Annotated in this window: 19 protein-coding genes and 1 tRNA gene; 12 read left to right on the top strand and 8 right to left on the bottom strand. The window is 35.5% G+C overall.

Annotated elements, in window-relative coordinates; translation table 11 throughout:
* Positions 1–7: 7 nt before the first annotated feature.
* From folP to IL45_RS06860, 4 genes are read left to right on the top strand one after another with little or no spacing between them, the layout of a single operon-like run.
* Positions 8–838, top strand: a complete 831-nt coding sequence (folP, locus tag IL45_RS06845; protein WP_036581848.1) for a dihydropteroate synthase — start codon at positions 8–10, stop codon at positions 836–838.
* Between the two features lie 27 nt (positions 839–865).
* Positions 866–1,642 carry a diadenylate cyclase gene (locus IL45_RS06850; protein WP_036581850.1) on the top strand — a complete coding sequence of 259 codons (777 nt, stop codon included), beginning with the start codon at positions 866–868 and terminating at the stop codon, positions 1,640–1,642.
* The gene (locus tag IL45_RS06855; protein WP_160165394.1) at positions 1,639–2,439 is read left to right on the top strand and encodes a DUF3667 domain-containing protein; all 801 of its coding nucleotides are present in this window, start codon (positions 1,639–1,641) and stop codon (positions 2,437–2,439) included. Before IL45_RS06850 ends, IL45_RS06855 begins: the two co-directional genes overlap by 4 nt.
* Positions 2,423–3,247 (top strand): DUF3667 domain-containing protein, encoded by an 825-nt coding sequence (locus IL45_RS06860; protein ID WP_036581855.1) that lies wholly within the window; start codon positions 2,423–2,425, stop codon positions 3,245–3,247. Before IL45_RS06855 ends, IL45_RS06860 begins: the two co-directional genes overlap by 17 nt.
* A 56-nt stretch (positions 3,248–3,303) precedes the next feature.
* Here the strand turns inward: IL45_RS06860 and IL45_RS06865 are convergent, their stop codons facing one another.
* Genes IL45_RS06865 through truA form a run of 3 tightly spaced genes read right to left on the bottom strand, consistent with a single transcriptional unit; the run spans position 3,304 to position 6,304 of the window.
* On the bottom strand, positions 3,304–5,085 hold the full coding sequence (locus IL45_RS06865) for an ABC transporter ATP-binding protein (protein ID WP_036581858.1): 1,782 nt from the start codon (positions 5,083–5,085) through the stop codon (positions 3,304–3,306).
* A gap of 5 nt (positions 5,086–5,090) precedes the next feature.
* Positions 5,091–5,552 (bottom strand): hypothetical protein, encoded by a 462-nt coding sequence (locus IL45_RS06870; RefSeq protein WP_036581860.1) that lies wholly within the window; start codon positions 5,550–5,552, stop codon positions 5,091–5,093.
* The gene (gene truA, locus IL45_RS06875) at positions 5,549–6,304 is read right to left on the bottom strand and encodes a tRNA pseudouridine(38-40) synthase TruA (RefSeq protein ID WP_036581862.1); all 756 of its coding nucleotides are present in this window, start codon (positions 6,302–6,304) and stop codon (positions 5,549–5,551) included. The genes IL45_RS06870 and truA overlap by 4 nt, the downstream gene beginning before the upstream one ends.
* Positions 6,305–6,429: 125 nt before the next feature.
* Between truA and IL45_RS06880 the strand changes: the two genes are divergently transcribed.
* A complete protein-coding gene (locus IL45_RS06880) occupies positions 6,430–6,921 on the top strand; it encodes a metallophosphoesterase family protein (protein ID WP_036581865.1) in 492 nt (163 codons plus the stop codon).
* A 110-nt stretch (positions 6,922–7,031) separates the two neighbouring features.
* Here the strand turns inward: IL45_RS06880 and IL45_RS06885 are convergent, their stop codons facing one another.
* Complete coding sequence (locus IL45_RS06885; RefSeq protein WP_036581867.1) at positions 7,032–7,442, bottom strand: DUF4293 domain-containing protein; 411 nt, start codon at positions 7,440–7,442, stop codon at positions 7,032–7,034.
* A gap of 203 nt (positions 7,443–7,645) precedes the next feature.
* On the opposite strand from IL45_RS06885, the gene rho reads away from it, so the two are divergent.
* Together rho and IL45_RS06895 are read left to right on the top strand one after the other, a co-directional pair.
* Complete coding sequence (rho, locus tag IL45_RS06890) at positions 7,646–9,340, top strand: transcription termination factor Rho (protein WP_036581870.1); 1,695 nt, start codon at positions 7,646–7,648, stop codon at positions 9,338–9,340.
* A 171-nt stretch (positions 9,341–9,511) separates the two neighbouring features.
* The gene (locus tag IL45_RS06895; RefSeq protein ID WP_051788682.1) at positions 9,512–10,099 is read left to right on the top strand and encodes a hypothetical protein; all 588 of its coding nucleotides are present in this window, start codon (positions 9,512–9,514) and stop codon (positions 10,097–10,099) included.
* Between the two features lie 244 nt (positions 10,100–10,343).
* Here IL45_RS06895 and rpsT read toward each other — a convergent pair whose 3' ends face one another.
* The 3 genes from rpsT to proS all read right to left on the bottom strand — a co-directional run bounded on the left by rpsT (position 10,344) and on the right by proS (position 12,271).
* The gene (gene rpsT, locus IL45_RS06900) at positions 10,344–10,595 is read right to left on the bottom strand and encodes a 30S ribosomal protein S20 (RefSeq protein WP_036581872.1); all 252 of its coding nucleotides are present in this window, start codon (positions 10,593–10,595) and stop codon (positions 10,344–10,346) included.
* A 39-nt stretch (positions 10,596–10,634) separates the two neighbouring features.
* Positions 10,635–10,706, bottom strand: a tRNA-Glu gene (locus IL45_RS06905).
* An 86-nt stretch (positions 10,707–10,792) separates the two neighbouring features.
* Positions 10,793–12,271 carry a proline--tRNA ligase gene (gene proS / locus IL45_RS06910; protein ID WP_036581875.1) on the bottom strand — a complete coding sequence of 493 codons (1,479 nt, stop codon included), beginning with the start codon at positions 12,269–12,271 and terminating at the stop codon, positions 10,793–10,795.
* A gap of 109 nt (positions 12,272–12,380) precedes the next feature.
* Here proS and IL45_RS06915 point away from each other — a divergent pair, with 109 nt between their 5' ends.
* On the top strand, positions 12,381–13,403 hold the full coding sequence (locus tag IL45_RS06915) for a hypothetical protein (RefSeq protein WP_051788683.1): 1,023 nt from the start codon (positions 12,381–12,383) through the stop codon (positions 13,401–13,403).
* A gap of 21 nt (positions 13,404–13,424) precedes the next feature.
* Positions 13,425–14,945, top strand: a complete 1,521-nt coding sequence (locus IL45_RS06920; RefSeq protein WP_036581877.1) for an OmpP1/FadL family transporter — start codon at positions 13,425–13,427, stop codon at positions 14,943–14,945.
* 125 nt (positions 14,946–15,070) lie between these two features.
* Here the strand turns inward: IL45_RS06920 and IL45_RS06925 are convergent, their stop codons facing one another.
* Positions 15,071–19,651 carry a T9SS type B sorting domain-containing protein gene (locus tag IL45_RS06925; protein ID WP_036581879.1) on the bottom strand — a complete coding sequence of 1,527 codons (4,581 nt, stop codon included), beginning with the start codon at positions 19,649–19,651 and terminating at the stop codon, positions 15,071–15,073.
* Positions 19,652–19,833: 182 nt separating this feature from the next.
* On the opposite strand from IL45_RS06925, the gene folE reads away from it, so the two are divergent.
* From folE to yidD, 3 genes are all read left to right on the top strand, one after another.
* Positions 19,834–20,505 (top strand): GTP cyclohydrolase I FolE, encoded by a 672-nt coding sequence (folE, locus tag IL45_RS06930; protein ID WP_036582137.1) that lies wholly within the window; start codon positions 19,834–19,836, stop codon positions 20,503–20,505.
* Between the two features lie 136 nt (positions 20,506–20,641).
* Positions 20,642–22,126: a cysteine--tRNA ligase gene (gene cysS / locus IL45_RS06935; protein WP_036581882.1), complete on the top strand. Its 1,485-nt coding sequence runs from the start codon at positions 20,642–20,644 to the stop codon at positions 22,124–22,126.
* A 2-nt stretch (positions 22,127–22,128) separates the two neighbouring features.
* Positions 22,129–22,353 (top strand): membrane protein insertion efficiency factor YidD, encoded by a 225-nt coding sequence (gene yidD, locus IL45_RS06940; protein WP_036581885.1) that lies wholly within the window; start codon positions 22,129–22,131, stop codon positions 22,351–22,353.
* Positions 22,354–22,429 lie beyond the last annotated feature (76 nt).

A 22,429-nucleotide genomic window follows, 5' to 3' on the forward strand; every position in this document is an offset into this window, starting at 1 on the left:
TAATTTAATGCATACCATCAACTGTAACGGTAGATTAATAGACCTGTCCACACCACGCGTGATGGGTATTGTTAATGTGACACCAGATTCTTTTTATGATGGCGGTAAATTAAAATCAGACTCAGATCTAATAAATCAGGTCACTAAAATGTTAACTGATGGCGCTACATTTATAGATATAGGTGGTTATAGTTCTAGACCCGATGGAGTCAACATATCAGTTGACGAAGAGTTGAACCGTGTAATTCCGGTGCTAGAAGTATTGAGTAAAGAATTTAATAATCTGAATATAAGTATAGATAGTTTCAGAGCTAAAGTAATGGACCAAGCAATACAACATGGCGCAAATATGGTTAATGATATAAGTGCTGGAACGCTAGATGAAAAAGTCATAGAAACGGTGGCTCATCATCAAATTCCTTACATAATGATGCACATGCGTGGCACGCCACAAACTATGAAGTCTTTAACTGATTATGACAACCTTATAAAAGATATTAATATTTATTTTTCCCAACGCATTGCTACCGCAAGGGCTGCAGGTATTAATGATGTTATTATTGATCCAGGCTATGGGTTTGCAAAAACAATTGATCAAAATTATCATTTACTTAAAAACCAAAGACTATTAAAATTTCATGATGTACCTATCCTATCAGGTATATCCCGTAAGTCCATGATATACAAAACACTAGACATTAAAGCATCGCAAGCACTTAACGGCACTAGTGCTTTACATATGATCTGCCTACAACAAGAAGCTTCTATCTTACGCGTTCACGATGTTAAAGAAGCCATGGAAGTGATTCAACTATATCATATATTAGAATCAAATTAAACTCTATTTTTACAAAAACCGATCCCTTTGGAATTACCAGATTTAAGAATTCTCGACGTTATAGATATTTTGTTAGTGGCAGCACTAACCTTTTATCTATATAGACTGGTAAAAGGCACACCTGCAATAAACATTTTTATTGGAATAGTGATTATCTATATCATTTATAGCATTACAGAAACGCTTAAAATGGAATTACTTAGTCGTGCTTTAGGTGCTTTTACTGGTGCCGGAGTTTTTGCTTTGATTGTTGTATTTCAACAAGAGATTAGAAAATTTTTATTAATGCTGGGCTCTACAAATTTTACTTCTCGTAAAGGTTTCTTAAAGCAGCTTCACTTTTTTAAAGATGATATCGATACAGATCATACTGCTGTAGATCAAATTGTAAAGGCCTGTGGTGAGATGTCTAACACGTTTACAGGTGCATTAATAGTAATTAAAAGAGATGGATCACTAGATTTTGTAAAAAACACTGGTGATGAGCAAGATATCGTAGTGAACACTTCAATTATTAAAAGTATCTTTTTTAAAAATTCGCCATTACATGATGGTGCCATGATCATTGAAGGCAACCGTATCACTGCTACTCGAGTTATTTTACCGGTATCTGATAATAGAAGTATCCCTCAACGTTTTGGATTACGTCATCGTGCAGCAGTAGGCGTTACTGAAAGAAGTAATGCCATCGCTATTGCGGTAAGTGAAGAAACCGGTCAAATTTCTCTAATTAATAATGCTGAATTTGAAACTTTTGAGAATTTAGAAGACCTATCTGTAAGGATAAAAAAACATCTCGAGTGAAAACCTGTAAAAATTGTACCACCAGATACTCTAGTAAATTCAATTATTGTCCGCATTGCGGTGCACAATGGTTGGACTACAGACTTACACCTCGTAAAATCACAGCAGAGTTTACTGAACGTTATTTAGGAACTGAAAATGTTTTTATTAAAACTTGTGTTACACTATTCCGATATCCTGAAGATGTTATAAATGGATATATCACAGGACAACGCAAGAAGTATGTTAATGTGATTAATTTCTTCTTTATTAGTTTAACGCTATTCGGAATTCACATATTTGTGCTTAAAAACTTTTATCCAGAATTACTAGGGTTTGACACAGTATCTTCAAATGAAAAAAACGCAGAAGAATACCTTTCCTATTTCTATGACTATATGGGGCTATTAACCTCATTATTCATCCCTTTTTATGCATTAACTGGCTGGGTGACATTTTATAAAAAGTCATATAATTTTGTAGAACACCTTGTGCTATTCGGCTATGTTTTTGGATTAATAAATCTGATAACGGTATTATTAACGCCTGTAATCATTATTACATCTCTGAATTATTTTCAGATGTCTTCGGTTCTATCTATTTTCTATTTTATTTTAATAGGTTGGTACTATAAAAGGATATTTAAATTATCATTTTGGAAAACGGTTTGGAAAACTTTTTTAATGACCATCCTCTACTTTATTGTACAGTCCATCATCACTTTAATCATAGGTATGATTATAATTGCAGGAATAGTTATTTTTTATCCTGATTTACTAGAAGGTCTTAATATCAAATTGAATGGAACGCAACTGTAAAAACTGTAGAAGTCTCGTATATGCTGGTAAATCATACTGTGCAGACTGTGGTGCAAAATGGATTGAAAAACGTATCACAATGCGCAATGTAGGTGCTGATGTCGCAGACATGTATCTGGGAATAGATACTAAATTTGGACGTAATTTCATAGACCTTTTCACTAAACCACACCACGTCATTAATGGATATATAAAAGGTGCCCGCATGAACTATGTAGACGCCATACGATATGTCTTTATCGCTATTTTCATGAGTGGTATCTATATGTTTGTTGTGAAAACTTTTAATATCGACATAACCGCAGGCCTTGCCAATAACGATGAATTTTACAGATCATTAGGTTATACTGAAGAAAGAATAGCCGAAACCAATGTAATGAATGGTAAAGTTTTTGATTTTGTCACTAAGTATCAAGGCTTAATCATTTTCATGACCTTACCTATACTAGCGTTTATAGGACGTATTACGTTCTGGAAAAACAAGAAATACAACTTTACAGAGCATCTGGTATTTCATATGTACACTTACAGTCATTTTGTAATTGTAACAACTCCTATATCAATATTATTAAGTTTTATTAATGTAGATATTTTAATGGCGTGGTCCATGATGGCATACCCGATGCTATTCATATACAATACTTATTGCTATAAAAAATGCATGTATTTAAACTGGCAAGAAGCTATCCTTAAAGCACTTATCGCTATTCTGATATCGGTTGCTCTTGCAATAACTTCATTTTTAGCAGGTATAATAATTACTATAATAGTTGTTGTTATTTATAAAAAATATGTGAATCCAGCTTAAGAATAGATTTACAAATACGCTTTCGCGAAAGCGAACTCACAACAAGGTATTTGAAATTATGCGACCTCTTCTTGAGCAAATTGAACCTCATAAAGATTTTTGTAATAGCCATCTTCCTTTTGAAGAAGTTCTAAATGCGATCCTATTTCAACAATTTGACCAGAATCCATCACAATAATCTTATCGGCTTTTTTAATAGTAGCCAGCCTATGAGCTATAACTATTGAAGTACGGTTCTTTGTAATCTTTTCTGTAGCAACTTGTATTAATTGCTCACTATAACCATCTACAGAACTTGTTGCTTCATCTAATACGAGAATACTAGGATTAGACACATATGCCCTTAAAAAGGCGATTAACTGTCGCTGACCAGAGCTTAACATCACGCCACGCTCCTTAACATTATAGTGGTATCCACCAGGTAATGACGATATGAATTTATGGACACCTATTTCTTTAGCAGCATTTACAACGTCATCTTCTGTTATATTAATATCGTTGAGTGTAATGTTATTAAGTATCGTGTCTGCAAACAGGAAAACATCTTGAAGGACCACAGCAATTTCTGATCGCAAGCTGTATAAATCATAGTCCTTTGTATTTACACCATCAATTAAAATATCGCCAGCATCTATCTCATAAAACCTAGATAGCAAATTAATGATTGTTGATTTACCAGCACCTGTAGCCCCAACAATAGCAACAGTGTTTCCAGGATTAACTTTAAAACTAATACCTTTGAGTACAAGTTCATCATCAACATAACTAAATTTTACGTCTTCAAAAACAATTTCACCTTTAAGATGATTAGCCTGCACATTACCAGTGTTTTCAATAGTAGAGTCTGTGTCTAATATACCAAATACTCTATTTGCTGCCACCATACCCATTTGCAGCGTGTTAAACTTATCTGCGATCTGTCGTAGTGGTCTAAAGAGCATTTGAGCTAGCTGTATAAACATTACAATGGTACCAATTTGCAAACTAGCATCTTCTAATGTTTCACTAGAAACCATCAACTTAAAACCTAAAAACACAATTAGTGCTATCGTTATACTTGAAGCCATTTCGGCAATAGGGAAGAATATAGAATTATACCACACCGTTTTAACCCATGCATTACGATGCTTATCATTAATTTCTTTAAACTGGTCGTACTCTACTTTTTCACGATTAAAAATCTGAACGATTTTCATTCCAGTTACTCGTTCTTGAACAAAAGAATTTAAATTACTTACCTGATTACGCACATCTTCAAATGCCTTTTTCATTGCCTTTTGAAAAACCCGAGTTGCATAAAGTATAAAAGGCATTACAATTAGAGAAACTAAAGTTAGTTGCCAGCTAGAAATACCCATAAAAACAAGAACTACAAGCATTTTTAATAAATCAGATATAATCACAAATAGTCCTTGTGAAAAAATACTTGCTATAGTCTCTATATCACTTACAGCTCTCGTTACCAATTTACCGACAGCACTTTTATCAAAGTACTTCATTTTAAAACTGAGCATGTGACTAAATAGTTTTAACCTCAAATCTCTAATCACCTGTTGACCTAACCAGTTTGCATAAAATATAAATGAAAATTGTAATAACACCTCAAGTAACAGAGCAGCGATCATTACACAAATCACTATATAAATACCACTTAATTCTTGTGGGATAATGTAGTCATCTATTAAAACTTTAATTAAATATGGCATTGCAATAGCAAGACCTGAAAGTAAAATAGCAGAAACAGCTACAAAATAATATGTAGTCTTATATGGTTTTGTATAAGAGATCAGCCTCTTAAACAATTTAAAGTTAAATGCATTACCTGTAGTAGATGCCATAATTATTATAATAAATGTGCAATACTAGATTGCAATTCTTTTTCTTTTTGTGTACCGATTACATATTGACGATCAGCCATTTTGATATGCAATCCTTTTGAGCCAGTTACATTGTAAACGGTTCCATAATTAGTCCATAATCTTATTCCCCATCCACCTACAAAACCATAGTCAATCACTTGTGCTTCTGACAATTCAGACCATTTAAACACCTTTTTAATAAAAGGAATATATCTAACGGTAATTTCATCGTCCGTTATTGTCGTTGTCAAGGTGAGTGATAAAAATAAAACCAAAATAAAACCTATAATAACACTTGGCATAACTTTATCAATAGTGAGTTGACCTAGAAGATCTTCATCCCAATTAAATTGGAACGTTATGACTACTACTAAACCTGCAATTATCAGCCACAACCACCACTGCGTAAAACGTTGCTTTTCTTGAAATATAATTTTACCTTTCATAAAAACAGCTCCTCTGGATAATGAATTTTAGTAAGAAACAATCCTCCTGCAGGAGCACTTGCGCCAGCATTACTACGATCTTTAGAAGCAATTATTTCGCGTAAATCTTCAATTGTTTTTTTACCATACCCAATGTCTAATAAAGTTCCTACTACTGCCCTAACCATATTACGTAAAAATCTATTTGCAGTGATATGAAAAATCACTTTATGATCTTTAAATTCAAAATAGGCCTCTGTTAGATCACAGATATAAGTCTTTACATCAGTATTAGACCTTGAGAAACATTCAAAATCTTTATACTCTGGTAAAATGGCTGCAGCTTCCTGCATTAATTTAAAATCAGGTTTTCTAAACAGGACATAAGCCTGCATTACCTGAAAAGGATCCGGTCTTAATAAAAAATGATATTCATAGGATCTTTTATAAGCATGGAATCGCGCATGTGCATTTTCTACAACAGGTTTCACTTCGTACACAGCAATATCTTTAGGCAACCACCTATTTAATCTATAAACTAGATGTTCTAGATCTATTTCTCCTTTATAATCAAAATGGGCTACCATAAATGCCGCGTGCACACCAGCATCAGTCCTACCAGCACCTTGAACCGCTATTTTTTCTCTCAGCATTTTATTCAATCCATCTTCTAAGACTTCTTGCACAGAAATACTTTGTGGTTGTCGTTGCCATCCATGATAAGCTGTCCCATCATAAGCGAGCTCAATAAAATAACGTCTTTTCTCTTGCATCAACACAAAGATAAGTGGATATGTCGAATAATGAACCAGTTTTACAACTAGTAAAGACCTAAGAATGACAGGAAGTATAAACCATTACAAAACTCTATCAACACATATTCTCACACTATCTTTGAATTATGAAAATATTACTTCTTTCAGATACACATAGTCATATTGATGATTTCATCATTAAGTATGTAAAACAAGCAGATGAGGTCTGGCACGCTGGCGACATCGGTGATTTAAAGGTCACTGATCAGATTGCAGCAATAAAACCGCTACGTGCGGTATGGGGAAATATTGATGATGATAAAGCAAGAATGCAGTTCCCAGAACATAATCGCTTTAAATGTGAAGGTATGGACGTATGGATTACCCACATAGGTGGTTATCCTGGCAGGTACAACCAGCGAGTAAGACCAGAGATTTATAATAATCCACCAGATCTATTTATTTGTGGCCACTCACACATTCTTAAAGTAATCAACGATAAAAAAATTAATTGTCTACATATCAATCCCGGAGCTATCGGCATACATGGATTTCATAAGAAACGCACCATGTTGCGGTTTGAAATTAATGAGGGAAAGATTTCAAATTTAGAATTAATAGAGAAAGATCGTTAAAATTGAAAGAGTACAGATGGTAATAATGACGCTTTCGCGAAAGCATAAAAACAAAAACCTGCAAGGTGGCGCCTCGCAGGTTTTTCACTAAATAAACTAAGATACAGTGTTTAACGAAAACGATCTGCAGATTTTACGAGTTGCTCATCCCTACGAATAGCTCTGTTTGCCAGAACTAAAAAAACGATAGATATGATAGGTAAAAGCATCCCAATGCCTTTCTCAGAAACCGCCGTTTCTCCAGACATAGTTAGCGATCGATAAACGAAAACTCCTAGCAAAATAAGGTTCAATAAAATATTAAGACGGTTAATTACCGTTTGTAACTTTCTGTTATTGTAAATAAATATAGCCACTAGTGATAACAGCGCACTAGCAACAAAGGCACCAAAATAGCTAGACTCATCCATGGCCACAACTTCATTACCTTCTCCATCAATCCATAAACTCACTAAAAAAATAAGACCACCAGAAACAGCTGCTGCTAGTATTAAATAAATGGTTTGAATACGTTGTATCATAAAATAAAAGTAGGCTATTAGCTTTCCTTAACTATTGCCAAAAATAATATATATCCTTAAAAAAGCATAGCCCATATTAATATTTATATGTATTATTGTATCACCGATTGGTTAACCATCTCTTACTAGGTTAACTAACCCCAAAATAATTTCTTATTCTTTCGGTTCATCTATAGAATGATATATCACACACATTATAATTTATGTTTCAAATCGCTGATTTAAAATCAAAAAAGCTACCTGAATTACAGGAAATAGCCAAAGGACTTAACGTACCTAAATACAAGCAGCTCAGAAAGTTAGACCTCGTATATAAAATACTAGATCTTCAAGCCGCAAATCCAGATGTGGTGAAAAAACTAGATGTTGAAGCTACACCTGCTCCAGTCGAAAAAGCACCTGTTGCTGAGAAAAAAGAAGCTCCTAAGCAACAGCGCAAGCCCAATCCAAGACCTAGAAAAACGGCTGAAAAGAAAACAGAACCTAAAGAAAACAAGACAAACTCTAATAAAGAGGAAACTAATAAAAAGGAAGATTCCCCTAAAAAAGAGGCTCGCACACCACGTCCTAAGCAAAACGACAATCGTAATGAAAAGTCTGATCGCTCAAATGACAAAAAGACTAAGAACTCTCAAAACGATAAACGCAATGATCAAAACGGCGATCGCAACGATAGAAATGATCGTAATAGCCGTAATAAAAATCAGCGCAACAATAATCAAAACAACGTTCCCAAAGGCAATAAAGATACCCGTAATCGCTATCGTGATCCTGATTTTGAATTTGACGGAATTATAGAAAGTGAAGGATGTTTAGACATGATGCCTGATGGATATGGATTCTTGCGCAGTAGTGACTATAACTACCTCGCTTCACCAGATGACATTTATGTATCACAATCGCAAGTACGCCTTTTTGGACTTAAAACTGGTGATACCGTATTAGGAATGGTTCGTCCTCCTAAAGAAGGAGAAAAATATTTTCCACTAATTAAAATCATTAAGATTAATGGATTAGATCCTAGTGTAGTTAGAGACCGCGTGTCTTTTGAACACTTAACACCACTATTTCCTGATGAGAAGTTTAACATTGCAGAACGTCAATCATCCCTTTCAACACGAATAATGGATCTTTTTGCACCTATCGGTAAAGGTCAACGTGGAATGATTGTAGCGCAACCTAAAACTGGTAAAACGATGTTACTAAAAGACATCGCAAATGCAATCGCAGCAAATAATCCAGAAGTTTACCAACTAGTTCTACTTATTGATGAGCGCCCTGAAGAAGTTACGGACATGCAACGTAATGTTGATGGAGAGGTCATTGCTTCCACATTTGATAAAGAGGCTCATGATCACGTAAAGGTGGCAAATATAGTTTTAGAGAAAGCAAAACGTATGGTAGAATGTGGACACGATGTTGTGATTCTATTAGACTCGATAACACGTCTTGCTAGAGCTTATAACACTGTCCAACCTGCTAGTGGTAAAGTATTATCTGGTGGTGTAGATGCAAATGCATTACACAAGCCAAAACGATTCTTTGGAGCAGCACGTAACATTGAAGGCGGCGGATCATTAACAATTATTGCTACCGCATTAACAGAAACTGGCTCTAAAATGGACGAGGTTATCTTTGAAGAATTCAAAGGAACAGGTAATATGGAATTACAATTAGATCGTAATATATCAAACAGACGTATTTTCCCAGCTATAGACTTGACTTCCTCTTCTACAAGACGTGATGACTTACTACTAGATGAACAAGCTATCAAACACATGTGGATTCTAAGAAAGTATCTTGCTGACATGAATGCTGTTGAAGCCATGGAATTTATTTCTCAAAGAATGAGACAAACTCGCAATAACGAAGAGTTTATCGCTACGATGAATAGCTAACGATAAACAAATCAAATTTTTAAAAAAGAGCTTATTATTTAATAAGCTCTTTTTTTTTATGCATTTGTAAAAAGGGTAAACTTTCAAACTAATGGATTAGTACTAATAGATTAGATATTAAAAACAAATAATCACTATTTTTAAGGGCATTTTACCCTAAAAATCAAAAAATTGAAACACACCACATTAATACTTAGTTCTTTATTATGTTTAAATGCCTTGGCTCAGGAAAACGAACCTATCCAAGAGATAACAACTATCAAAGCGAAATTTGAGCAAACAATTGACGAAGCAAATCGCTATCAAGATTTTAAAGTAATTAAACAAAGTAAGCTTCAAGAACTTAAAAAACAGACCGTAGAGCGCATCGATGGCCTTAAGGACTCTATAAAGGTATTAGAAGAACAAATAGTAACTAAAGATAAAAAAACGATAGCTTTAGAAGATCAGATCACATCAAAAGATGCTGAATTAGAAAAAATAGACCAAGAAAAAGATTCTATTTCTTTATTCGGTATTATGCTTGACAAAGTCACTTACAATTTAATACTATGGTCTATAATTGGCATACTGCTATTAGCACTCGTTATTTTTATATTTAAATATCGTAGTAGCAATGAAATCACCAACGTATCACAGACCAATTTAAAACTTGCAGAAGAAGAACTTGAAAGTTATAAACGTAGATCTTTAGAAAAGGAGCAACAATTAAGTAGACAATTAATGGATGAGCGCAAGAAAAATACTGGGAATAATTAAACATAGTTTTACACTCCTTAAACTTAAAAAAGGTCGTTATGTTCAGAATGACCTTTTTTTTATTTAGACCATTATCATAAAAAATTAAAAAGTATTTATAAAAATAACATTCTAAAATATAAGGAATAGGATTACTTTTTAAATAGGATCAACTTTGATAACAAACATATAAATCCCTCTGACTGACAGAAAACAAAAAAGCCTTTCATAAATGAAAGGCTTTAAATTTTAAAAGTAACAAATACTATAACGCATTAACAAACTTGGCAAGTTTTGACTTAATATTAGAAGCCTTGTTATCATGTATGATATTACGCTTAGCAAGCTTATCTACCATAGAAGTAACTTCTACATAAAGCTTCTGAGCCTCAGACTTATCTTCAGTCTCACGTAATTTTTTAATAGCATTACGAGTTGTTTTGTGCTGGTACTTATTTCTAAGTCTAGCAACTTCGTTTCTTCTAATTCTTTTTAAAGCACTTTTATGATTTGCCATATACTTTCTAAATGTGGTTTTTTAAAACCTAATTTGTTGTAGCCCGTAGGGGAATCGAACCCCTCTTACATGGATGAAAACCATGCGTCCTAGCCGATAGACGAACGGGCCATTAATGTTTTGCTCGTTTAGCGGATGCAAAAATAAGTACTTTTTTCAATCTCGCAAACATCAAAGGCAACTTTTTTTAAAAAATTTTAATAAGCCTTTGCAAATAACACCCTTTTTGAAGATTTATTACCGCTAAAAACACAAATACCTTCCTCATTATCAGCATCTAAAGGCACACACCTGATTGTAGCTTTAGTAATTTCTTTTATTTTATCTTCTGTTTCAATTGTTCCATCCCAATGCGCAGAAATAAACCCACCTTTTGTCTCAAGCACATCTTTAAACTCTTCAAAAGTATCCACTTTGGTGGTATGTGTATCTTTATACTCCAATGCTCGATTATATAACGACGACTGTATTTCTTCTAAAAGACCCACTACTTTATCCTCTATACCAGCTATAGCAGTTGTCTCTTTAGAAAGGGTATCTCGCCTCGCTAATTCCACCGTTCCATTCTCAAGATCTCTAGCTCCTATAGCAATTCTTAACGGAACACCTTGTAATTCATGCTGAGCAAATTTTGCACCTGGTCTTAAAGTGTCTCTCTTATCATACTTCACAGTAACACCTTTTGATCTTAAAGATTTTATCAATCCATTTACCACATTTGTAATCTCATCAAATTGCTCTTCTGTTTTAAAAATAGGGACAATAACTACTTGATTAGGCGCTAAGTTTGGCGGTAAAACCAATCCTTTATCATCACTGTGAGTCATGATAAGCGCACCCATTAAACGCGTGGAAACACCCCAAGAAGTTGCCCACACATATTCTTGCTTACCTTCATTTGAAGTAAATTTCACATCAAAAGCCTTAGCAAAATTTTGACCCAAAAAATGTGATGTTCCTGCTTGCAATGCTTTACCATCCTGCATTAAAGCCTCAATACAATAAGTTTCGTCTGCCCCAGCAAAACGCTCACTCTCAGTCTTAAGCCCTTTGACCACTGGTATCGCCATAAAGTTTTGAGCAAACTCTGCATAAACATCATTCATCTGCTCTGCTTCAGCAATCGCCTCATCTCTTGTTGCATGAGCCGTATGTCCTTCTTGCCATAAAAACTCTGCTGTACGCAAAAATAATCTAGTACGCATTTCCCATCTTACGACATTAGCCCATTGATTAATCAGTAATGGTAAATCTCTATAAGATTGAATCCATCCTTTATAAGTATTCCATATTATAGCTTCACTTGTAGGCCTTACCACTAACTCTTCTTCAAGTTTTGCCTCAGGATCAACTCTTAACTTACCAGGATTATCAGGATCATTTTGTAATCTATAATGAGTTACAACAGCACATTCTTTTGCAAATCCTTCAGCATTTTTCTCTTCAGCTTCAAAAAGGCTTTTAGGAACAAAAAGTGGAAAGTAAGCATTTTGATGTCCTGTTTCCTTAAACATACGATCCAACTCTGCTTGCATCTTTTCCCATATTGCATAGCCATATGGTTTAATAACCATACATCCTCTAACCGCACTATTTTCTGCTAGATCTGCTTTAACAACTAGCTCATTATACCATTTTGAATAGTCTTCACTTCTACTGGTTAAGTTCTTTCCCATGTACTTTATTTTGGCACAAAACTTGATGATTATTATTAAGTTTTGTTAAAAGGTTTATTTAGCCCTCAAAACTACTTATTTTTATACTATCATCATAAATTATTACGCTATGAGAACATCTACTTTAAAATTTCCAAAATTATCGAGCATTTATGCCCTATTGGCACTGATGATAATTATAACATCATGTGGCTCGTTTGATGCGGTATCCTATAATGATGGAATTTACGGCGATAGTTACGAAGACGAAGAAATAGATCAAGTGAGCTATGAAGAGAATAGCGGATCTTATTATAAAAATTTATTTGCTGAAAAAGCTGAACAATATGGACAAAACTTTGGTCAAGACAGTGTGTTTACAGATGTAGACAGTTATTCTTCTCAAAGCTATGATCAATCTAATCCAGACTATACCTCAAATTATGGCGGTGGAGAAAGTGGTTTTGGTGAAACTCCAAGTACGGTAGTTATTAACTATTACGATAACGGATGGAATAATTGGGGCTGGAATACTGGATTTGCATGGGGATGGCAACCAGGTATAGGTTGGAATAGCTGGAATCGACCTTTAGGATGGAATCGACCTTTTGGATGGAACACAGGTTACGTTTGGGGAAATCCATGGTTTAGAGCCTATGGTTGGAATTCTGGCTTTGGCTGGAATGGATTTTACGGAGGTTGGAATGGTTTTTATGGAGGCTGGAATAATGGATGGGGCAACTATTACAATAGAAATAATTACGCATTTGTAAATGGTAATAGAAATTTCTATTCTAGAAATTCCATAGGAGATACTTCAAGAAACTCTAGAGGAACAACGTCGGTGAACAATAGAAACACAACAAGACGTAACGTAGGTAGAGGTACTAACGGTGTAAGTCGAGGTCGCTCAACAACTGCAACGAACTCTCGTAGTACTAGTAGAAATAGCACAGGAGTATCAAGACGTAGTTCTACGAGGTCAAGAAGTAATACAACAGCTAGAAACAACTCTTCTAGTCGCTCCTCTAGAAGCAGTACTATGGGGCGTTCAAGCTCTAGTAGCAGAAGCTCTTCAAGTTCTACAAGATCATCTAGTGGTTCATCTGGAAGATCATCTAGCGGAACAAGATCTAGTGGTCGTAGAGGATAGTTTTAAACTCATTATTTTATTATGAAAAAATCAATAATATTATGCGCTTGCCTTTTAGGCGCAGTAAGCAGTTACGGGCAAACGATAGCTGATGGATTACTATATGGCCAACAAGGCTCATATGGAACCGCTCGCTATCGTAGTATGAGTGGAGCCTTTGGAGCCTTAGGAGGAGACCTTACAGCCATAGGAAGCAACCCTGCAGGATCTGTCATATTTGCTAACCATTACGCAAGTGTCTCGCTAGGGTATACCGGTAATCAGACAGACAGTAATTTCAACAGCTCATCTGCAGAAAATAACGATAATGACTTTACCTTAAACCAAGCTGGAGCTGTTTTAGTATATAAAAATCAAAATGAGAACGCAGCTGTAACAAAGTTCTCGTTTGGACTTAATTATGACGATACTCGTAATTACGATAACAATCTTTTTATAGCTGGCACTAATAATATCTCTATTTCTGAATATTTTTTAAGTTTTGCAAATGGAGTCGAACTCGATAATTTTCAATTAAGGCCTGATGAAACCGTTTCTGGTCTTTATCGATTCTTAGGTGAAGATCAAGGATTTGGAGCTCAACAGGGTTTTTTAGGTTATCAATCTTTTGTCATTGATGCCGTTGATAACAACGATGAATTTAATACTGCCTATGTTTCTAATACTGGGACAGGAACATTTGACCAACAACTTTCTCAAAACACTTCTGGATATCAAAGTAAATTATCTTTTAATGGAGCGTTAGAAATTAAAAACAAATTGAGTTTAGGACTCAACATAAACACTCATTATATAGACTATCAACGTTCTACATCATTTTCAGAACAAAATAACAATGGAGCATTAGTAGATGCTGTAAGATTTAATAATTATCTAGATGTTCAAGCCTCTGGTATCTCTCTTCAAGTAGGCGCTATAGCAAAATTAACAGACGCCATAAGAATAGGTGCTGCTTATGAATCGCCTACATGGTATGATGTAGAAGAATCTATCACACAATCTGTATCTGCAAGACGTGCTGATGGAAGTGGTGGCACCATAACTGAGATTATTGACCCTAATGTAGTTAATATCTTTGCACCTTACGATTTAAGAACACCTGGCAGTATCAGTGGAAGCCTCGCTTACATCTTTGGAAAGAAAGGTCTAATAAGCATAGATTACAGTTCAAAAAACTACTCTAGTCTAAAGTTTAAGCCTTCCAGCGATCCTCTTTTTGCTGAAAACAATCGACAAATAAATCAAGATTTAACGAATGCTGGTACGTTACGTATAGGTGGAGAATACCGAGTTAGCAATTGGTCATTACGTGCAGGATACCGTAATGAGCAGTCTCCTTATAAAAACAAAGATATCATGGATGATCTAACTGGATACAGCTTAGGTTTAGGATACACTTGGGGACAAACTACGCTAGACATCTCTTACGATCGTGCAGAAAGAGATTACAGCCAGCAACTATTTGAGTCTGGCTTAACTTCTAGCGCTGCAATTAATAATGTTCAAAATAACATTATCGCTACCATAGGTTTTAATTTCTAGAAACTATTGGACATAACAAAAAAAGCCTTTGAGAAATCTCTCAAAGGCTTTTTTTGTTAACGAAGATTAAAAGATTCATATTGGTAATATGATTTTGCTTTCGCGAAAGCGAAATACAAACTAATCTATCGTTTCAATGCAAAGTGACCAGTTGCTTCACCTCTTCTTCCATCTTGTTCATACTCTATCTTAAACCAATAATCTGAGCTAGGTAATGGCTGTCCATTATAATTCCCGTCCCATCCAGGTCCTACGGTATCTAGTTGTTTTAACAATTTACCATATCTATCAAAGATGTATAGGGTTGTAATAGGTAATCGATCTGCACCGATGATATTCCAAGTATCATGATAACCATCATTATTAGGTGTAAAGTAGTCCGGATAACCAAATACAAACACCTCAACGATTATTTCACCACAACCAGAACGTTCAGCTATCGTTACATTATGTAATCCTGGTGATACGTTATTAAACACTCCATTGTTTACATATGGTCCATCATCAAGTCTAAACCAGTATTCATCTGGTCCTGTTGCAGTCGCGATTATCTGATGATCTACTGCATAGGTTTCTGTTGTTACGTCGACACTATATGCTGTAGGAATACCTGATTGTCTCACATTGGTCGTAGTGGAATTATCACATCCAGTAGCAATGTTAGTAACGATTACTTCATAGTCACCAGGCTCTATTGCATCGTGTGAAGCACTGTTAGAACCTGCGATAACTGCTCCATTTAAAAACCACTCAAAGGTATAATCTGTGTTGTTCAAACCAGTGTCCAGAACCTCTGGACCATTTAATAAAACTCCATTATTATCAATACATAAAACGTATTGTGACAACAAGCTAGGCTGTGGTAATGGATCGATAATTAAATTAACTGTGGTAAAACTTACACAATCTGTGTTATCATCTTCTACCCTTATGAATAAAGTGGTATCTGAACTGTAAGCATAAGTGGATGTTACTACATTTGAATCATTGTCAGCATCGGCTTGTGACTCATGATAACTCACAGTAACACCTGTTTGATTACCGATAACTTGAGTAGTAACCGGTGCTAAATCTGCAATAGCGTTTCCAGTACCATCGTCACAATTATTTACATCCATAGGAGTAATTACCATTGGTGCCGCAACTGCTTCAATAATAAAGTCCCCTATTGCATAACAGCCAGAAGCATTAGTTAGTCTATAACTTATAGTTTGAGGATTTGCGGTATTAGAATAAGAGTTTTCATCTAATGCATTGGTATTATTTAAAGCATCTGCATTAGAAGCATAATATAATACAGTCACACCGGTCTGGCCATTTATAATATCGGACTCTCGATCGCTTAAAGAAAATAACGCAACCGTATCACCATCTTCATCACATTCCTCAAGATTAGAAACGGCTGCTATAGCAGGAATAGCATCTACTATTAAATCAAAACTAGTGGTGTTATAACATCCTGTATTAATGTTTTCTACTCTTACATAAATTGTTTCTGGCGAGGATGTGTTATCATAAGCGGTTGCAATAGATGGCGCATCAGCATCTGCATTTGCTTGACTCGTATGGTAGGTAAACATAAAATCTGCTGGTACTAGACCATTAAGAATTGCAGTTTCATTAACCGTTAAATCAAAATTCTCTACACCATCACCACTAGGATCATCACATAATTGTAAATCTGCAGCAGCTGCAATAGTAGGTGCTGGATTTAATATTAAATCAAAACTTGTCGTTGTATAACAATCAGTATTATTAACATTTTCTGCACGAACATAAATTGTTTGTGGACTTGAAGTATTAGGATAGTTTAAGGCTAAAGATCCTGTGTCCGCATCAGCATCTGCTTGTGATGCATGATAAGTCACCTCAACATCAGCAGGTAATTGTGTTCCTAATACCGTTGCTGTTTGTGTAGATAAGTCGAATACTTCAGTACCATCATTTGAAGAATCATCACACAATGTCATATCAGTAACAGGATTTGCAACAGCTGTAGGACTTACTTCAATATCAAAGGTACCCGTTGCATAACAATTCACGTTTCCATTAGGAGAAATTCTAACATAAATGGTTTCAACAGCTGTTGAAATATTAGTATAACTTCCTGGATTAGGAATGGACGCCGTATTCATATCTGCATCCATCTGAGTATTATGATAAGTAATCGTAAAATCTGTTGGATTTTGAGTTCCTAAAATATCAGTTTCATTGCTTGTTATATCAAAAATTTCAAAACCATCGTTAGAAGTATCATCGCACAAATTGATAGTTTGAGCCGTATTAAACACAGCTTGAGGATCAACTCTAATTAAAAATGAAGTTGTGTTATAGCATTCATCGTTAAGTACACTTTCTATACGAACATAAATCGTTTCAGGACCAGTACCTGCATTCATATAACCACTACTAGTTAAAGCTGCTGTATTTGAATCTGCATCAGCTTGAGTACTGTGATAAGAAATACTAAAATCTGTTGGGTTTTGAGCTCCTAACACCATACTATTTCTAGACGAAAGAATAAACGTTGCTATTCCATCATTAGACACATCATCACACGCAATTATATCCATAGGAATATTTGCTATTGGTGTAGGAGAAACAGTGATATCAAAACTTCCTGTATCATTACATGTAGCATCTGTAACACTTTCTATACGCGCATAAATTGTTTCTGCTGGTGTCTGCACATTTACATAACTAGTAGGATTAGGTATAGCATTTATACCAGCATCAGCATCTAGTTGAGTAGTATGATAAGTAACGGTAAAATCCATAGCCGATTGACTACCCAAGATACCAGCCTCTTGTGAAGTTAAATCAAAAATCTCAAACCCATCATTACTAGGATCGTCACATAAGTCAATGTCTGGAACTGTATTATAAGCTGCACTACCCACAGAGATATCAAATGATTCAACAACCACACACATAGTTGTGCTATCTGTGATTGCTGCATAAATAGTTTGTGGATTTGATGTGTTTGTATATGCCGTAGGAGTTGTTATTGCTCCTACTCCATTCTCTGCATCTGACTGTGTCAAATGATAAGTAATAGGAAAATCTGTTGCTGCAAGACCATTTAATATCTCTACATCACGAGTTGTTAAATCTACTGTAGCGGCTGTTCCTGTAGGATCACAAATGACAAATCCAGATGGAACACCGTTAGTTATTTCTGGAAGTACAGTAATACAAACCGTATCAGTATAGGTACATCCAAAATTATCGATAAATTCATAAGTATAACAATTCACACCTTCAGCAGTAGGCGTTACTGTTATCGTACTTCCTACCGTATTAGTTATAGAAGGATCTGCTAGCCATTGCTCACTGGTCGCGTTAGGTGTAAATGATAAGTCTGCTGGGATAATTGCTGGATTAAAATTAAGTCCCCAATAAAAAATATAACCATTATCAGACGACAAATTATCTGTAATGTTTATACACCATTGTCCATTAAGCGGTGTACCTACAAAGGTACTGTAAGGATCAACTGGCAAATAATCACCTGCTGGCAAAGTAGTTACACCAGCCTGAGCTTGCGCCCAAGTTTGCGTTGCACTTTCTGTAAAAACATAATCAAATCCAGTACCTGGATTTAAATCAGTATCAATATCAATAGGTACTCCTAAGAAAGTATTTCCACCACCACTTCCATAAGTGTGTAAAGAAACAGTTGCTCCGTTAGGTGCAGTAACTGATATATCTAAATCACCTAAATAGGAGTGCTCCATATTTAAGAAGATATCTACTAGATCAGATGCGTTAGTCATCGTCGCTCCAGGTGGGAACAAATCAACACTCACACAAGTTTGATAACTGGTTGTCCCATTATCATCTGGTAAAAATGTTCTACCAGTAATAGGTGGTGATGGCGTTATTGCAAATTCTATAGGTGTTACATTACCATTAATATCAGTAGACTCTCCATAACAGATGGTATTATCTACCGCTGCGGTTCCTGTAAAATCTGGATCTGTAGATACATGAACAACGACATCTCTAGATTCTCGATCAGAACAACCGGTTGCATCAGTAACTACAAAGTCTATTAAATAAATACCAGATGTGGTATAAGTTTCACTTTGAATTGCTCCAGCATTTAATCCTCCACCGTTACCTAAATCCCACTCATAGGTAGCTCCAGTTCCGTCAACACTAAAGGTTGCAGACCCATCAAAGTTTACAATATCACCTTGACAAATACGAACAATCCCATCTGCATCGGGTGCTGGTGTTGTTAAAATTGTAGTGCTTATCGCTTGACAAGGATCAAAACAGCTTATCCCAGCTCTCCATCCTGCACCAGTTCCACTACCATTAGAAGTAAAGGTCACCGTTAAACAACCCGTAGGGTTTCCTGCGCTAGCCTGAAACATTCCTGGTGCGGTAGTCGTATTAGTAAAAGTTCCTAATTGCGGCGCTGCTGTAGAATCACCATCATAGATGGTTAACACATCTCCGGTTTGGATAATCATTTGGATAAAGTTGAGCTGCATCCTATCGGTCTGTATACCTGGACAAAAAACGGCATAACCATTTATATTATTTCCATAATCTCCATTTTGACCATCATCATTAAAGGAACCACTACAGGTTACAAACCTAGTAGGAACGCCGTTATTATCGGGCATATTAATAATTCCTTGACCAGTGGCAAATAACCCTATAAAGATTATCGCAATTGTTAATAAATATCTCATCGTTTTAAATTTGCTTTTTTCACTTTTTCATCTGCTTCTACAAATATGCAGAAAATCCTTAACATCATCTTAACGCAACATCACTTTTCTTTAGTCTAAATCCCTTAAAACACTCGTATTACATCCGTATTCCATACCTTTGCTTTTTAATATTTATGGCTCCTTTTAGAGCAAATGTGCACATGAAAATAGAAGACTTAATTAATAATGTAGATGATCACGATCATTTATCATCAAATGAACAAACACCTTTACGACCTGACGCTTTTGAAAAAAGCGATGCAGAAAAAATAGAACTCATCAAAAAAGATGTCCACAACATCCTTGAAACTCTAGGAATGGACATGACTGATGATAGCTTAAAGGGCACACCCAATCGTGTTGCCAAAATGTTTGTAAAAGAAATTTTTGGCGGTTTACGTCCAGATGCAAAACCTAGTGCATCAACCTTTGACAACAAGTATAAATACGGCGAGATGCTCGTAGAAAAGAACATTGTACTTTATTCTACCTGTGAGCACCACTTACTTCCTATAGTAGGTAGAGCACACGTTGCTTATATCTCAAACGGATCTGTCGTTGGACTTTCTAAAATGAACCGTATTGTAGATTATTATGCAAAACGTCCACAGGTTCAAGAACGATTAAACATACAGATTGTACGTGAACTGCAACAGGTCATGAATACAGAAGATGTAGCCTGCGTTATCGATGCAAAGCACTTATGCGTTAATAGTCGCGGTATACGTGATATAGAAAGCAGTACGGTGACCGGTGAATTTGGCGGTGCGTTTAAAGATCCTATTGTACGTCGAGAATTTCTCGATTACATTAAAATGGAAACAAAATTTTAATTAGTATAGAATCGTAAGTTTGTAGATAGTTTTGCCCCATAAATTTTATTGGGTAAAAAGCTTTTATATTATGCTTTCGCGAAAGCGTATTTTTAAAAATCAATCACCTACAACTACTTCAAATAATATATAAATCATGGTGCGATATCAAGATCAAAAGCTCCAATTGTACAACTCTCTTACGGGAGAAAAAGAAATTTTTAAATCTATAAACGAAGGTCTAGTAGGCATGTATGTCTGCGGTCCTACGGTATATAGCAATGTACATTTAGGAAACTGTCGTACGTTCATTTCTTTTGACATGATTTATCGTTATTTACAGCATTTAGGTTATAAAGTGCGTTATGTGCGCAATATTACAGATGCTGGTCATCTAACTGATGATGCTGATGAAGGTGAAGATAAAATATCAAAAAAGGCTCGTGTAGAAAAACTAGAACCTATGGAAATCGTACAGCAATACACGCTAGATTTTCATAACGTTCTAAATAAATTCAACAATCTACCGCCTAATATTGAACCTACAGCAACTGGTCATATCGTTGAACAAATAGAAATTATCAAAACAATTATTGATAACGGATATGCTTACGAACGTAATGGATCTATCTATTTTAATGTTCTTAAATTTAATGAGGACCATGAGTATGGTAAACTAAGCGGTCGTAAGTTAGAAGATATGATTGCTAATACTCGGGCGCTAGATGCGCAGAGTGAAAAAGATAATCCACAGGATTTTGCATTGTGGAAAAAAGCAAGTCCAGCACACATCATGCGATGGCCTAGTCCATGGGGCGATGGTTTTCCAGGATGGCATCTAGAGTGTACTGTTATGAGTTCAAAATATCTAGGAGAGACTTTTGACATACATGGTGGCGGTATGGATTTAAAATTCCCACATCATGAATGTGAGATTGCACAAGGTGAGGCAGCGCATGGCCACAGTCCAGTAAATTACTGGCTGCACGCTAACATGTTAACGCTTAACGGTAAAAAGATGTCTAAATCTACTGGTAATTCTATATTACCAGAAGAACTCTTTACTGGCGATAATGACTTTATGGAAAAGGCATTTTCACCTAGTGTCGTACGTTTCTTTATGATGCAAGCGCATTATAGAAGTGTTTTAGACTTTAGTAACGATGCGATCCTAGCAGCAGAAAAAGGATTCAATAGATTAAGTGAAGCCATTAAAACTATCGCTGATCTAACATCAAGTAAAGAAACCAGCATAGATGTGCCTGCATGGGTAGAGCGTTGTTATGCAGCCATGAATGATGATTTTAATTCGCCTATTCTTATTGCCGAGCTTTTTGAAGGTGCCAAAATGATTCATGCGGTTAAAGAAGGTAAACAAACAGCTACAGCTGCTGACATAGAATTGATTAAGGAAACATTTAATGCATTTTTCTATGATGTGTTGGGTCTAGAAACCAGTTCAAAAACGGGCTCTACAGACTCTAAACACCTGGATGGCGCGATGCAATTAATTATAGATTTAAGAACGCAAGCAAGAGCTAATAAAGATTGGGCCACTAGTGACCAAATTAGAGACCAATTAGTTGCTGCAGGTATTCAATTAAAAGATGGTGCAGACGGCACTACTTATACCGTAAAATAAAAATGAAGTATTCGATACTGGCATATCCGTTATTGTGGATTGTAAGGTTTTATCAAGTTGCGATATCTCCTTTCACACCAGCGAGTTGCCGGTACTCGCCTACTTGCTCTCATTATGCTGTCGGTGCCTTAAAAAAACATGGTGCTTTTAAAGGTGGCTGGCTAGCCCTTAAAAGAATACTGAGCTGTCATCCATGGGGCGGCAGTGGTTATGATCCGGTTCCCTGATTTAAGTTTAAGTTTAAGTTTAAGTTTAAGTTTAAGTTTAAGTTTAAAAGCTACAGATTTTCCTTTTACTCACTTA

It is taken from the genome of Nonlabens ulvanivorans (assembly GCF_000732625.1).
Lineage (GTDB): Bacteria > Bacteroidota > Bacteroidia > Flavobacteriales > Flavobacteriaceae > Nonlabens > Nonlabens ulvanivorans.

Bases quoted from the DNA above. Each gene is read 5' to 3' on its own strand.
- folP (WP_036581848.1), top strand. From the start codon at position 8: ATGCATACCATCAACTGTAACGGTAGATTAATAGACCTGTCCACACCA.
- IL45_RS06860 (WP_036581855.1), top strand. From the start codon at position 2,423: ATGGAACGCAACTGTAAAAACTGTAGAAGTCTCGTATATGCTGGTAAA.
- IL45_RS06865 (WP_036581858.1), bottom strand. From the start codon at position 5,085: ATGGCATCTACTACAGGTAATGCATTTAACTTTAAATTGTTTAAGAGG.
- IL45_RS06870 (WP_036581860.1), bottom strand. From the start codon at position 5,552: ATGAAAGGTAAAATTATATTTCAAGAAAAGCAACGTTTTACGCAGTGG.
- truA (WP_036581862.1), bottom strand. From the start codon at position 6,304: ATGCAAGAGAAAAGACGTTATTTTATTGAGCTCGCTTATGATGGGACA.
- IL45_RS06885 (WP_036581867.1), bottom strand. From the start codon at position 7,442: ATGATACAACGTATTCAAACCATTTATTTAATACTAGCAGCAGCTGTT.
- rho (WP_036581870.1), top strand. From the start codon at position 7,646: ATGTTTCAAATCGCTGATTTAAAATCAAAAAAGCTACCTGAATTACAG.
- rpsT (WP_036581872.1), bottom strand. From the start codon at position 10,595: ATGGCAAATCATAAAAGTGCTTTAAAAAGAATTAGAAGAAACGAAGTT.
- proS (WP_036581875.1), bottom strand. From the start codon at position 12,271: ATGGGAAAGAACTTAACCAGTAGAAGTGAAGACTATTCAAAATGGTAT.
- IL45_RS06915 (WP_051788683.1), top strand. From the start codon at position 12,381: ATGAGAACATCTACTTTAAAATTTCCAAAATTATCGAGCATTTATGCC.
- IL45_RS06920 (WP_036581877.1), top strand. From the start codon at position 13,425: ATGAAAAAATCAATAATATTATGCGCTTGCCTTTTAGGCGCAGTAAGC.
- IL45_RS06925 (WP_036581879.1), bottom strand. From the start codon at position 19,651: ATGAGATATTTATTAACAATTGCGATAATCTTTATAGGGTTATTTGCC.
- folE (WP_036582137.1), top strand. From the start codon at position 19,834: ATGAAAATAGAAGACTTAATTAATAATGTAGATGATCACGATCATTTA.
- cysS (WP_036581882.1), top strand. From the start codon at position 20,642: ATGGTGCGATATCAAGATCAAAAGCTCCAATTGTACAACTCTCTTACG.
- yidD (WP_036581885.1), top strand. From the start codon at position 22,129: ATGAAGTATTCGATACTGGCATATCCGTTATTGTGGATTGTAAGGTTT.